We start from the raw sequence: 12,438 nt of genomic DNA on the forward strand, positions 1-12,438 counted from the left end.
GACAAGATCTCTTTTAAAAATGACCCGTACGGGATTCGAACCCGTGTTACCGCCGTGAAAGGGCGGTGTCTTAACCGCTTGACCAACGGGCCAGATCAATGGCGGAGAAGGAGGGATTTGAACCCTCGCGCCGCTTACGCGACCTACACCCTTAGCAGGGGCGCCTCTTCAGCCACTTGAGTACTTCTCCATTTGGCTCCGCAGGTAGGATTCGAACCTACGACCGATCGGTTAACAGCCGATAGCTCTACCACTGAGCTACTGCGGAAGATCATGGTGGGCCTGAGTGGACTCGAACCACCGACCTCACGCTTATCAGGCGTGCGCTCTAACCAGCTGAGCTACAGGCCCATGAACAGATATACAAATGGAGCGGGTGATGGGAATCGAACCCACGACATCAGCTTGGAAGGCTGAGGTTTTACCACTAAACTACACCCGCAAAAATATGTATGGGGCGATTGATGGGAATCGAACCCACGAGTGCCAGAGCCACAATCTGGTGCGTTAACCACTTCGCCACAACCGCCATACTATGAATATTTTTATAAAAGTGGCTCGGGACGGAATCGAACCGCCGACACACGGATTTTCAGTCCGTTGCTCTACCAACTGAGCTACCGAGCCAAGTATTCTTTTGAAAAATGGCGGTCCGGACGGGACTCGAACCCGCGACCTCCTGCGTGACAGGCAGGCATTCTAACCAACTGAACTACCGGACCATTTTGGTTGCGGGGGCAGGATTTGAACCTGCGACCTTCGGGTTATGAGCCCGACGAGCTACCGAACTGCTCCACCCCGCGATGATATGGGTTTTAAAAAATATGGCGGAGGAAGAGGGATTCGAACCCCCGCGGGCTTTGACACCCCTGTCGGTTTTCAAGACCGATCCCTTCAGCCGGACTTGGGTATTCCTCCGTATAGATGGTGGACCTTGTAGGACTCGAACCTACGACCGGACGGTTATGAGCCGTCTGCTCTAACCAACTGAGCTAAAGGTCCTTTATAGCGGCGGAGGGGATCGAACCCCCGACCTCACGGGTATGAACCGTACGCTCTAGCCAGCTGAGCTACACCGCCATGATCAAAATAATCTTTTAAAAAGTGGAGCCTAGCGGGATCGAACCGCTGACCTCCTGCGTGCAAGGCAGGCGCTCTCCCAGCTGAGCTAAGGCCCCATAAAAGATGGTCGGGAAGACAGGATTCGAACCTGCGACCCCTTGGTCCCAAACCAAGTGCTCTACCAAGCTGAGCTACTTCCCGATCTTAATGGCGCGCCCGAGAGGAGTCGAACCCCTAACCTTTTGATCCGTAGTCAAACGCTCTATCCAATTGAGCTACGGGCGCTTATTTATAATGCCGAGGGCCGGACTTGAACCGGCACGGTAGTCACCTACCGCAGGATTTTAAGTCCTGTGTGTCTGCCAATTCCACCACCCCGGCGTGGATGGTATAAGCGGAAGACGGGATTCGAACCCGCGACCCCCACCTTGGCAAGGTGGTGTTCTACCACTGAACTACTTCCGCATTACAGGATTTCTTTATTTTATTTGGCAATGCGGGTGAAGGGACTTGAACCCCCACGTCATAAAGACACTAGATCCTAAGTCTAGCGCGTCTGCCAATTCCGCCACACCCGCATGAAACATGGTGAGCCATGAAGGACTCGAACCTTCGACCCTCTGATTAAAAGTCAGATGCTCTACCAACTGAGCTAATGGCTCGCTTTAAAAGCGACTTGTCTATCTTACCATATGAAAGTGGTGCCGGCAAGAGGACTTGAACCCCCAACCTACTGATTACAAGTCAGTTGCTCTACCAGTTGAGCTACACCGGCTTTATCTATCCTAACATTATGTAAGAATAAATATGGTGGAGGATGACGGGCTCGAACCGCCGACCCTCTGCTTGTAAGGCAGATGCTCTCCCAGCTGAGCTAATCCTCCACTATGTAGGAATCTCTCGATCCGACAAAGATTATTATATACAGGTTTTAATCATTTGTAAAGGCTATATTAAAAAAATTTTATTTCAATTTTCATTGCGTATTTCTTTTAACAAATGATCGTCATTTCACCTATTCAAACAGCTGCTGTTCCACGTTCAGCAGCTCAACTTCTCTCTTCTATATTCTCTTTTAAAACGTTCGATTCCTTCAGAAATATTAGCAGTCCCTCATTTTTATACTTTAATGATATATGTAATCTCTTTAGCCGTAAGCATTTATAAAAATCATATAGGCTTACACTTCTTTAATTTCCCTATATAAGCTGATACTCTATCTCTCTATTGTTTTTTATAGATATGTTTTATGCGATAGGCTCATTTTCTCTTTATATCCAAGTATTTTACACGCTGCTTGTGGACATAAAATGAAGCCACGATCTTTTATCAAACTAGTGAATGTATGTACCCTCAACTTGCACAAAAAAGACCAGTTCCGACTGGAACTGATCCTTCTAGAAGCTTGGCGGCGTCCTACTCTCACAGGGGGAAACCCCCAACTACCATCGGCGCTGAAGAGCTTAACTTCCGTGTTCGGTATGGGAACGGGTGTGACCTCTTCGCTATCGCCACCAAACCTGATGGAGAGAATGTTCTCTCAAAACTAGATAACAATGTTCATGCTTCACATTAGAATATAGGTTAAGTCCTCGATCTATTAGTATCTGTCAGCTCCACGTGTCACCACGCTTCCACCTCAGACCTATCAACCTGATCATCTTTCAGGGATCTTACTTCCTTGCGGAATGGGAAATCTCATCTTGAGGGGGGCTTCATGCTTAGATGCTTTCAGCACTTATCCCGTCCGCACATAGCTACCCAGCGATGCCCTTGGCAGAACAACTGGTACACCAGCGGTGCGTCCATCCCGGTCCTCTCGTACTAAGGACAGCTCCTCTCAAATTTCCTGCGCCCGCGACGGATAGGGACCGAACTGTCTCACGACGTTCTGAACCCAGCTCGCGTACCGCTTTAATGGGCGAACAGCCCAACCCTTGGGACCGACTACAGCCCCAGGATGCGATGAGCCGACATCGAGGTGCCAAACCTCCCCGTCGATGTGGACTCTTGGGGGAGATAAGCCTGTTATCCCCGGGGTAGCTTTTATCCGTTGAGCGATGGCCCTTCCATGCGGAACCACCGGATCACTAAGCCCGACTTTCGTCCCTGCTCGACTTGTAGGTCTCGCAGTCAAGCTCCCTTGTGCCTTTACACTCTGCGAATGATTTCCAACCATTCTGAGGGAACCTTTGGGCGCCTCCGTTACATTTTAGGAGGCGACCGCCCCAGTCAAACTGCCCACCTGACACTGTCTCCCTGCCCGATAAGGGCAGCGGGTTAGAAGGTCAATACAGCCAGGGTAGTATCCCACCGATGCCTCCACCGAAGCTAGCGCTCCGGTTTCCAAGGCTCCTACCTATCCTGTACAAGCTGTACCAACATTCAATATCAGGCTGCAGTAAAGCTCCACGGGGTCTTTCCGTCCTGTCGCGGGTAACCTGCATCTTCACAGGTACTATAATTTCACCGAGTCTCTCGTTGAGACAGTGCCCAGATCGTTGCGCCTTTCGTGCGGGTCGGAACTTACCCGACAAGGAATTTCGCTACCTTAGGACCGTTATAGTTACGGCCGCCGTTTACTGGGGCTTCAATTCGCACCTTCGCTTACGCTAAGCGCTCCTCTTAACCTTCCAGCACCGGGCAGGCGTCAGCCCCTATACTTCGCCTTACGGCTTCGCAGAGACCTGTGTTTTTGCTAAACAGTCGCCTGGGCCTATTCACTGCGGCTTCTCGGGGCTTTAACACCCTAAGAAGCACCCCTTCTCCCGAAGTTACGGGGTCATTTTGCCGAGTTCCTTAACGAGAGTTCTCTCGATCACCTTAGGATTCTCTCCTCGCCTACCTGTGTCGGTTTGCGGTACGGGCACCTCTCACCTCGCTAGAGGCTTTTCTTGGCAGTGTGGAATCAGGAACTTCGCTACTAAATTTCGCTCGCCATCACAGCTCAGCCTTCACGGGAAACGGATTTGCCTATTTCCCAGCCTAACTGCTTGGACGCGGATATCCAATACCGCGCTTACCCTATCCTCCTGCGTCCCCCCATTGCTCAAATGGTGAGGAGGTGGTACAGGAATATCAACCTGTTGTCCATCGCCTACGCCTTTCGGCCTCGGCTTAGGTCCCGACTAACCCTGAGCGGACGAGCCTTCCTCAGGAAACCTTAGGCATTCGGTGGACGGGATTCTCACCCGTCTTTCGCTACTCATACCGGCATTCTCACTTCTAAGCGCTCCACCAGTCCTTCCGGTCTGGCTTCACAGCCCTTAGAACGCTCTCCTACCACTGTTCGTAAGAACAGTCCGCAGCTTCGGTGATACGTTTAGCCCCGGTACATTTTCGGCGCAGAGTCACTCGACCAGTGAGCTATTACGCACTCTTTAAATGGTGGCTGCTTCTAAGCCAACATCCTGGTTGTCTAAGCAACTCCACATCCTTTTCCACTTAACGTATACTTTGGGACCTTAGCTGGCGGTCTGGGCTGTTTCCCTTTCGACTACGGATCTTATCACTCGCAGTCTGACTCCCAAGGATAAGTCATCGGCATTCGGAGTTTGACTGAATTCGGTAACCCGGTAGGGGCCCCTAGTCCAATCAGTGCTCTACCTCCGAGACTCTTACCTTGAGGCTAGCCCTAAAGCTATTTCGGAGAGAACCAGCTATCTCCAGGTTCGATTGGCATTTCACCCCTACCCACACCTCATCCCCGCACTTTTCAACGTGCGTGGGTTCGGGCCTCCATTCAGTGTTACCTGAACTTCACCCTGGACATGGGTAGATCACCTGGTTTCGGGTCTACGACCACGTACTCATGCGCCCTATTCAGACTCGCTTTCGCTGCGGCTCCGCATCTTCTGCTTAACCTTGCACGGGATCGTAACTCGCCGGTTCATTCTACAAAAGGCACGCCATCACCCGTTAACGGGCTCTGACTACTTGTAGGCACACGGTTTCAGGATCTATTTCACTCCCCTTCCGGGGTGCTTTTCACCTTTCCCTCACGGTACTGGTTCACTATCGGTCACTAGGGAGTATTTAGCCTTGGGAGATGGTCCTCCCGGATTCCGACGGAATTTCACGTGTTCCGCCGTACTCAGGATCCACTCTGGAGAGAACAACATTTCAGTTACAGGGCTGTTACCTTCTTTGGCGGGCCTTTCCAGACCTCTTCGCTTATATCGTTCCTTTGTAACTCCGTATAGAGTGTCCTACAACCCCAAGAGGCAAGCCTCTTGGTTTGGGCTGTTCCCGTTTCGCTCGCCGCTACTCAGGGAATCGCATTTGCTTTCTCTTCCTCCGGGTACTTAGATGTTTCAGTTCCCCGGGTATGCCTTCTCATACTCTATGTATTCAAGTATGGATACTACTCCATTACGAGCAGTGGGTTTCCCCATTCGGAAATCTCCGGATCAAAGCTTGCTTACAGCTCCCCGAAGCATATCGGTGTTCGTCCCGTCCTTCATCGGCTCCTAGTGCCAAGGCATCCACCGTGCGCCCTTTCTAACTTAACCATTTCTTACTTTAGAAAGAATCACTATGTGTGATGAACTTTGCATTGCATTCAATGTGAATGTATTACTTATTGTTATCTAGTTTTCAAAGAACAATCCTGTCTCGCTAGAGACATGTTTTGAAGGAATGATCCTTCAAAACTAAACAAGACGAAAACGCACGCTGCTCCATATATCCTTAGAAAGGAGGTGATCCAGCCGCACCTTCCGATACGGCTACCTTGTTACGACTTCACCCCAATCATCTGCCCCACCTTCGGCGGCTGGCTCCATAAAGGTTACCTCACCGACTTCGGGTGTTGCAAACTCTCGTGGTGTGACGGGCGGTGTGTACAAGGCCCGGGAACGTATTCACCGCGGCATGCTGATCCGCGATTACTAGCGATTCCAGCTTCACGCAGTCGAGTTGCAGACTGCGATCCGAACTGAGAACAGATTTATGGGATTGGCTAAACCTTGCGGTCTTGCAGCCCTTTGTTCTGTCCATTGTAGCACGTGTGTAGCCCAGGTCATAAGGGGCATGATGATTTGACGTCATCCCCACCTTCCTCCGGTTTGTCACCGGCAGTCACCTTAGAGTGCCCAACTGAATGCTGGCAACTAAGATCAAGGGTTGCGCTCGTTGCGGGACTTAACCCAACATCTCACGACACGAGCTGACGACAACCATGCACCACCTGTCACTCTGTCCCCGAAGGGAAAGCCCTATCTCTAGGGTTGTCAGAGGATGTCAAGACCTGGTAAGGTTCTTCGCGTTGCTTCGAATTAAACCACATGCTCCACCGCTTGTGCGGGCCCCCGTCAATTCCTTTGAGTTTCAGTCTTGCGACCGTACTCCCCAGGCGGAGTGCTTAATGCGTTAGCTGCAGCACTAAGGGGCGGAAACCCCCTAACACTTAGCACTCATCGTTTACGGCGTGGACTACCAGGGTATCTAATCCTGTTCGCTCCCCACGCTTTCGCTCCTCAGCGTCAGTTACAGACCAGAGAGTCGCCTTCGCCACTGGTGTTCCTCCACATCTCTACGCATTTCACCGCTACACGTGGAATTCCACTCTCCTCTTCTGCACTCAAGTTTCCCAGTTTCCAATGACCCTCCCCGGTTGAGCCGGGGGCTTTCACATCAGACTTAAGAAACCGCCTGCGAGCCCTTTACGCCCAATAATTCCGGACAACGCTTGCCACCTACGTATTACCGCGGCTGCTGGCACGTAGTTAGCCGTGGCTTTCTGGTTAGGTACCGTCAAGGTGCGAGCAGTTACTCTCGCACTTGTTCTTCCCTAACAACAGAGCTTTACGATCCGAAAACCTTCATCACTCACGCGGCGTTGCTCCGTCAGACTTTCGTCCATTGCGGAAGATTCCCTACTGCTGCCTCCCGTAGGAGTCTGGGCCGTGTCTCAGTCCCAGTGTGGCCGATCACCCTCTCAGGTCGGCTACGCATCGTCGCCTTGGTGAGCCATTACCCCACCAACTAGCTAATGCGCCGCGGGTCCATCTGTAAGTGACAGCCGAAACCGTCTTTCATCCTTGAACCATGCGGTTCAAGGAACTATCCGGTATTAGCTCCGGTTTCCCGGAGTTATCCCAGTCTTACAGGCAGGTTACCCACGTGTTACTCACCCGTCCGCCGCTAACATCCGGGAGCAAGCTCCCTTCTGTCCGCTCGACTTGCATGTATTAGGCACGCCGCCAGCGTTCGTCCTGAGCCAGGATCAAACTCTCCGAGGTATGCAGGATGTATATCACACATGCGTTGCTACACGATGTAGCGAACTTAGCAAGTGATCATTTCCTGCCTCGCCAGTTTGACTGACTACCTATGAAGTATCATAGGATTTTTTATAAAAACTCGAATTAACAGGTACGTTTTGTCTTGTTTAGTTTTCAAAGATCATCTTCGCCGTCTCTCAGAGGCGACTTTATTAATATAACATTCTATCAAGATAAAGTCAACAACTTTTTTCTTAATGTTATTTATCAACCGCGCTGTTTCAGCGGCGAATACAAATATAACACCTTTTGAAAGAAGAAACAAGTATTTTTTCTAAATAATTTATTTTTCCTTATCTCTCCCTATATATTGATACAAATGCTGCTTATCTCGGGAATTGTCTATTGTTGATCCTGCAGGTCTTTAGTATATTTATAATAGATTGAAACTAAATAACCGCAGGGGGAGCTTTGTGCTGAGAGTGAACATTCGTTGTTCTGACCCTTTGAACCTGTCAGTTAATACTGAAGTAGGAATGTGGAATCACTTGAATACATACGGTGTATTCAAATCGATATGTTTTTCTATGAATAACATACTCATCCTTACACGGTCTCTCCTTGCTCAATTCATGAAAAAGGAGATTTTTTTATGCAGCAATCAAATCAATTGGTACGACTGATGGAAATCGCAATTATGACTTCACTTGCACTTGTATTAGATTACTTATCAGGTCTCTTTTTAAGAATGCCCAATGGCGGTTCTCTTGCGCTGATTATGATTCCCGTCATTCTCATGTCTATTAGATGGGGAATATCTACCGGATTTATCATCGGTGTGTTAATCGCAGGTCTTCAGCTGATGAATAGCCCGATTATCGCTACACCTGTTCAAGGATTCCTCGATTACTTCGTTGCATCTGTTGTCATTTCTTTAAGCGGCCTGTTTTCTGGACTGATCAAAAAAGCCATTCAGGATCAAAAGCGAAAACAGCAATTCTTCTATATTACCCTAGCTGTTTTTATTGCTAGTTTCTTCAGGCTGCTGACGTTCTTTATTTCTGGCGTCGTTTTCTTTTCTCAATATGCACCGAAAGGAACACCAGGATGGGTCTACTCTTTAATTTATAACAGCACATATATGGTTCCTTCATTTATTATTTGCAGTATCGTTCTTTGTATACTTATCCCAAGTGCATCCCGTTTGGTTTTTCCTCGTCAAAAATAACCGGCTGATTTCAGCTGGTTATTTTTTTATGCATAATTTGCTGCTCTATGGAATCTATTAATAGTAGAAGATTTCATGCTGGAGGTACGACAATGAGCCCTTACTCCATTATGCTGTGCTGTTATATTCTCAGTCTTGCTTATTTTTTGGCAGGCTTCTATGAAGCTTTAAAAATAGCAGGCGTGAAAGGAAAAGTAGAAGCTTCACCGTTTATTTCTTACATGTTGCTTGCTGTGCTCTTCACTTTTTTCTCTCATTATTACTGGAAGCTGACGATTTAATTCGCTGTACATGGTTATTCAATATAGACAGCTCCCATCCATACCCTATTTCATTATGGTTCTCGCCAGCCAGCTCGAACTGGCTGGTAACGACAAAACTAGGTTGAAGTTTTTGATAAAATTGTTTTGCCGAATTTTGTTCAAACACCCATAGCATCAACTTCTGATACCCTTTTTCTATTAAATAATCGACACCTTTAGCAATTAAGGCAATACCCGCACCTGATTTCTGTTTCTGTTGTAATAAATAGATGGCATATAGCTCTCCATCATATGTAGAATAACGTTCGTCACGTTGTTTTCCGAAAGAAGCAAAACCAAATACGCCATCCGCATCTTCTGCGACAAACGTCCCTTCAAGTGACCTTCTTCTCCAGCTCTCTTTCCGATCTTCAATGTTTAAACCATCTAAATACTCATGCGAAATAATCCCCTGATAAGTCGTCTGCCAGCTTTTCACATGAATCTCAGCGATTTTTGGAATAACTTGATGTACCGCATGTCTCACCTTCATCCGCGCCACTCCTACTCACTGTTTTTATCCTATTTATATTATGATAAATTCTTATTTTTTAAAATTCAATCAATAAAGGATATCCGTTGACATTTTGTCAACACACCTTTATATTGGGTACGACTTCTTCTATAGAAGAGTTGATACATAATGAAAAGGATGGCGTAGAAAATGGATATTAAGACAACAGAGCTTGGGCAAATTTTAAAGGGAAAATTGCAGCAACGCTCTTTATCTTTAAGAGAGCTCAGCACATACACAGGAATCGATAAAGCGACACTGTCCAGAATCATGAATGGAAAAAGAAAACCCACTTTGAATCATCTGCAGCGGCTTTCAGAATCTCTGAACATATCATTAGATCAACTATTGACTGCTTCAGGGTATCCAATTAAAAACGAAAAGGCGCACGGTGATACGTTCATTCAAGCGGTAGAAGAAATTGAAAAAACCCTAAAAGATCAAGAGGTCTACGACGGTACGTTTAGTCAGACCAAATTGGAACAAAAGTTAAACGAATACGAAGTCTACAGCCAAACAGCTGAAGGAAAAGAAACGATTACGGCAAAGTTTGAAAAAAAGATGAAGACGCTAAGCGGCGTCGGACCATTTCTTGAGCAGTTGAAAAACATGTACAGTTTATTCATAAATGGACGAGGAACTCCTCGAGAATTGATGCTGATGGGAGGCGCACTCCTTTATTTCATTATGCCTGTTGATTTAATACCAGATTATATTTTTCCGATCGGCTATATTGATGACGCTGCTGCGGTGCAAGTCATATTAAACCAACTGACAAATAGGGCATAGCAGGAAAAGAAGCCATGAAAAAACAGTACAGCATTGACTTCGCACTTTTACTCACTGTTATTTGTTTATTTGTCATCAGCCTACTAGCTGTTTATAGCGGATCGGGACAGTATGAAACGCAAGATATGCTTTATTTCGTCAAAAGGCAAATTTTCTGGTATATCGTCGGTTTCGCTCTCATGGCAGCAGTTGCCTACTTTGATTATGAGCTGCTTGAACGTTTATCTTTTCGGTTATTTGCAGGTGGTATTTTTCTCATTATTCTTGTGCATTTTTTCGGAACGAGTCAAAATGGTTCCCAAAGGTGGATCAGCTTCGGTTCAATCAAAATTCAGCCATCAGAGTTCATGAAAATTTTTGTGATCCTGCTGCTTGCGGCTGTCTTGAACCAATACAAGCATCAGCGATTTACTTTTCAAGAAAGCATCATTCCTACAACTAAAGTCATTTGCTGGACTATCGTCCCTTTTTTCCTCATCTTAATTCAGCCTGATTTAGGAACAGCGCTCGTGATCTTATCCATTACCTTTACACTGATGCTTGTATCAGGGATTTCGAGCAAGATGACGGCTGCATTAATGGCTGCTTTTCTTGCACTTCTTGCCTTTTTGATCTATCTGCACAATCATCATTTTGAGCATTTTACGAAAATCATTAAGCCTCATCAGCTTGATCGCATTTATGGGTGGCTCTCTCCTGATGAATTTGATTCAACATACGGGTATCAGCTGAAACAATCGATACTCGGCATTGGATCAGGTCAATTATCAGGAAGCGGTTTTACAAAGGGGCAACAAGTACAAGGTGGCAATATCCCTGAAGCCCATACGGATTTTATATTTGCCGTCATTGGTGAGGAGTTTGGTTTTATTGGCGCCTCTCTTTTGATGTGTCTGTACTTAATGATGATTTACCGAATCATTCACGTGGCTATGCACGCTAATACACTCTATGGATTATACATATGTGCAGGTGTCGTTGGGCTGATCATGTTTCAAGTTTTCCAAAACGTAGGGATGACAATCGGTTTAATGCCTGTGACGGGACTTGCACTTCCTTTTATCAGCTATGGAGGCAGTGCGCTATTGACCAACATGATCGCCATTGGTCTCGTGTTTAGTGTCAATCTTAGATCATCATCCTATATGTTTGGTCGCAATTGGGGTTGAAGATGATGACATTCCTTTTATCCCATCTCAAAAGAATCGACCGCATTCTTGTTGGTACGATTGTGTTTCTCTGCTTATTTGGTTTACTGATGGTCTACAGTGCAAGTTATCCTTTAGGAGAAGTGAAGTATGAACAGGGCAGCTATTTCTTTATCAAACAATGGCAATGGCTCGTGATGGGGGGATTCTTTTTCTTCATTGCCGCTCTTCTCCCTTATCAGATTTATCGCAAATGGATAAAGTGGCTTGTCTTACTGTCATTGCTATGTCTCATCCTTGTCCTGCTTCCTGGAATTGGTGTTGTCAAAAATAATTCACAGCGGTGGATTCATCTAGGTTCTCTCATGCTCCAGCCTTCAGAAGCTGTGAAACTAGTGATGGTGATCTATTTTGCCTATGTGTATGCGAAAAAACAAGCGTACATTACATCTTTTAAAAAAGGTGTAATGCCGCCACTCATTCTTTTAGGGATTGCTTTTTTATTGATCTTAAAGCAGCCAGATTTAGGCACAGCTGTGTCTATTTTATTAAGCTGCGGCATTATTTTATTATGCGCTGGACTGAAAACGCGCCATCTTATTTTACTAGGATGGACTGCCGCAGCGGGAATCACTTTTTTTGCTGTGACAGCTCCTTACCGTTTAAAACGGCTGACTTCTTTTCGTAATCCTTTTCAGTATGAAAATGGGGATGGATATCAGCTGATTCATTCGTATTTCGCGATGAATTCAGGCGGGCTGACGGGAAATGGCTTAGGCGGGAGCATTCAAAAACTGGGCTTTCTTCCTGAAGCCCATACGGATTTTATCATGGCCATCATCAGTGAAGAACTGGGAATCATGGGGATTTTGCTTGTGATTGGTGCATATCTCCTCATCATGTATCGAGCCATGCGAATTGCGCAAGCTTTACACGACCCATTTGGAAAACTGTTAACGATCGGGCTCACGTTTCAAATCATGCTCCAAGCAGCCTTTAATCTAGGAGCTGTCTTCGGGCTTCTCCCCATTACAGGCATACCTCTTCCCTTTATTAGCTATGGCGGCTCCTCCTTAATGTTTATGATGATATCGGCTGGTATTCTCGTGAATCTTTCTTCATATGTAAAAAAGAATCCATATCGGGCGCATGCCAAATAGACACCTTCTGC

General features: G+C 46.6%; 5 protein-coding genes, 21 tRNA genes, 3 rRNA genes and 1 riboswitch. Of the genes, 4 read left to right on the plus strand and 25 right to left on the minus strand.

Annotation, left to right across the window (positions count from 1 at the left end; all coding sequences use genetic code 11):
* Window positions 1-20: 20 nt before the first annotated feature.
* From MHI23_RS14090 to MHI23_RS14205, 24 genes are all read right to left on the minus strand, one after another.
* Window positions 21-92, minus strand: a tRNA-Glu gene (locus tag MHI23_RS14090).
* Window positions 93-99: 7 nt separating this feature from the next.
* A tRNA-Ser gene (locus MHI23_RS14095) sits at window positions 100-190 on the minus strand.
* Window positions 191-193: 3 nt separating this feature from the next.
* Window positions 194-268: transfer RNA gene (locus MHI23_RS14100), tRNA-Asn, on the minus strand.
* A 6-nt stretch (window positions 269-274) separates the two neighbouring features.
* Window positions 275-351: transfer RNA gene (locus MHI23_RS14105), tRNA-Ile, on the minus strand.
* A 17-nt stretch (window positions 352-368) separates the two neighbouring features.
* Window positions 369-442 (minus strand) — tRNA-Gly (locus MHI23_RS14110).
* 11 nt (window positions 443-453) lie between these two features.
* Window positions 454-529, minus strand: a tRNA-His gene (locus MHI23_RS14115).
* A gap of 25 nt (window positions 530-554) precedes the next feature.
* A tRNA-Phe gene (locus MHI23_RS14120) sits at window positions 555-627 on the minus strand.
* An 18-nt stretch (window positions 628-645) separates the two neighbouring features.
* Window positions 646-722: transfer RNA gene (locus MHI23_RS14125), tRNA-Asp, on the minus strand.
* A gap of 4 nt (window positions 723-726) precedes the next feature.
* Window positions 727-803, minus strand: a tRNA-Met gene (locus tag MHI23_RS14130).
* Between the two features lie 22 nt (window positions 804-825).
* Window positions 826-918: transfer RNA gene (locus MHI23_RS14135), tRNA-Ser, on the minus strand.
* A gap of 7 nt (window positions 919-925) precedes the next feature.
* Window positions 926-1,002, minus strand: a tRNA-Ile gene (locus MHI23_RS14140).
* 4 nt (window positions 1,003-1,006) lie between these two features.
* A tRNA-Met gene (locus tag MHI23_RS14145) sits at window positions 1,007-1,080 on the minus strand.
* Window positions 1,081-1,105: 25 nt separating this feature from the next.
* Window positions 1,106-1,178 (minus strand) — tRNA-Ala (locus tag MHI23_RS14150).
* Window positions 1,179-1,186: 8 nt separating this feature from the next.
* A tRNA-Pro gene (locus MHI23_RS14155) sits at window positions 1,187-1,263 on the minus strand.
* 7 nt (window positions 1,264-1,270) lie between these two features.
* Window positions 1,271-1,347: transfer RNA gene (locus MHI23_RS14160), tRNA-Arg, on the minus strand.
* Window positions 1,348-1,357: 10 nt separating this feature from the next.
* Window positions 1,358-1,443 (minus strand) — tRNA-Leu (locus MHI23_RS14165).
* Between the two features lie 12 nt (window positions 1,444-1,455).
* Window positions 1,456-1,527, minus strand: a tRNA-Gly gene (locus tag MHI23_RS14170).
* Between the two features lie 30 nt (window positions 1,528-1,557).
* Window positions 1,558-1,640 (minus strand) — tRNA-Leu (locus MHI23_RS14175).
* Between the two features lie 8 nt (window positions 1,641-1,648).
* A tRNA-Lys gene (locus MHI23_RS14180) sits at window positions 1,649-1,724 on the minus strand.
* A 37-nt stretch (window positions 1,725-1,761) separates the two neighbouring features.
* A tRNA-Thr gene (locus MHI23_RS14185) sits at window positions 1,762-1,837 on the minus strand.
* Between the two features lie 33 nt (window positions 1,838-1,870).
* Window positions 1,871-1,946 (minus strand) — tRNA-Val (locus MHI23_RS14190).
* Between the two features lie 519 nt (window positions 1,947-2,465).
* A 5S ribosomal RNA gene (rrf, locus tag MHI23_RS14195) occupies window positions 2,466-2,581 on the minus strand.
* Between the two features lie 61 nt (window positions 2,582-2,642).
* A 23S ribosomal RNA gene (locus MHI23_RS14200) occupies window positions 2,643-5,573 on the minus strand.
* 182 nt (window positions 5,574-5,755) lie between these two features.
* A 16S ribosomal RNA gene (locus MHI23_RS14205) occupies window positions 5,756-7,304 on the minus strand.
* Together the 16S, 23S and 5S rRNA genes form the textbook arrangement of a ribosomal RNA operon.
* 434 nt (window positions 7,305-7,738) lie before the next feature.
* Window positions 7,739-7,840, plus strand: a riboswitch (TPP riboswitch).
* 98 nt (window positions 7,841-7,938) lie between these two features.
* On the opposite strand from MHI23_RS14205, the gene thiT reads away from it, so the two are divergent.
* Window positions 7,939-8,514 (plus strand): energy-coupled thiamine transporter ThiT, encoded by a 576-nt coding sequence (gene thiT, locus MHI23_RS14210; RefSeq protein WP_025094237.1) that lies wholly within the window; start codon window positions 7,939-7,941, stop codon window positions 8,512-8,514.
* 240 nt (window positions 8,515-8,754) lie between these two features.
* Here thiT and MHI23_RS14215 read toward each other — a convergent pair whose 3' ends face one another.
* On the minus strand, window positions 8,755-9,309 hold the full coding sequence (locus MHI23_RS14215) for a GNAT family N-acetyltransferase (RefSeq protein ID WP_342492025.1): 555 nt from the start codon (window positions 9,307-9,309) through the stop codon (window positions 8,755-8,757).
* A 171-nt stretch (window positions 9,310-9,480) separates the two neighbouring features.
* Between MHI23_RS14215 and MHI23_RS14220 the strand changes: the two genes are divergently transcribed.
* From MHI23_RS14220 to ftsW, 3 genes are read left to right on the plus strand one after another with little or no spacing between them, the layout of a single operon-like run.
* On the plus strand, window positions 9,481-10,119 hold the full coding sequence (locus MHI23_RS14220; RefSeq protein WP_125586238.1) for a DUF1232 domain-containing protein: 639 nt from the start codon (window positions 9,481-9,483) through the stop codon (window positions 10,117-10,119).
* Window positions 10,120-10,133: 14 nt separating this feature from the next.
* Complete coding sequence (gene rodA, locus MHI23_RS14225) at window positions 10,134-11,288, plus strand: rod shape-determining protein RodA (protein ID WP_342492026.1); 1,155 nt, start codon at window positions 10,134-10,136, stop codon at window positions 11,286-11,288.
* Window positions 11,285-12,427 (plus strand): putative lipid II flippase FtsW, encoded by a 1,143-nt coding sequence (gene ftsW / locus MHI23_RS14230; protein ID WP_268436894.1) that lies wholly within the window; start codon window positions 11,285-11,287, stop codon window positions 12,425-12,427. Before rodA ends, ftsW begins: the two co-directional genes overlap by 4 nt.
* Window positions 12,428-12,438: the final 11 nt, after the last annotated feature.

The sequence above is a fragment of the Bacillus sp. FSL M7-0003 genome, from assembly GCF_038628485.1.
Taxonomy (GTDB): domain Bacteria; phylum Bacillota; class Bacilli; order Bacillales; family Bacillaceae; genus Bacillus; species Bacillus safensis.

What these genes read in the sequence shown, in the direction of transcription:
- thiT (WP_025094237.1), top strand. Translation starts at nt 7,939, where the DNA reads ATGCAGCAATCAAATCAATTGGTACGACTGATGGAAATCGCAATTATG.
- MHI23_RS14215 (WP_342492025.1), bottom strand. Translation starts at nt 9,309, where the DNA reads ATGAAGGTGAGACATGCGGTACATCAAGTTATTCCAAAAATCGCTGAG.
- MHI23_RS14220 (WP_125586238.1), top strand. Translation starts at nt 9,481, where the DNA reads ATGGATATTAAGACAACAGAGCTTGGGCAAATTTTAAAGGGAAAATTG.
- rodA (WP_342492026.1), top strand. Translation starts at nt 10,134, where the DNA reads ATGAAAAAACAGTACAGCATTGACTTCGCACTTTTACTCACTGTTATT.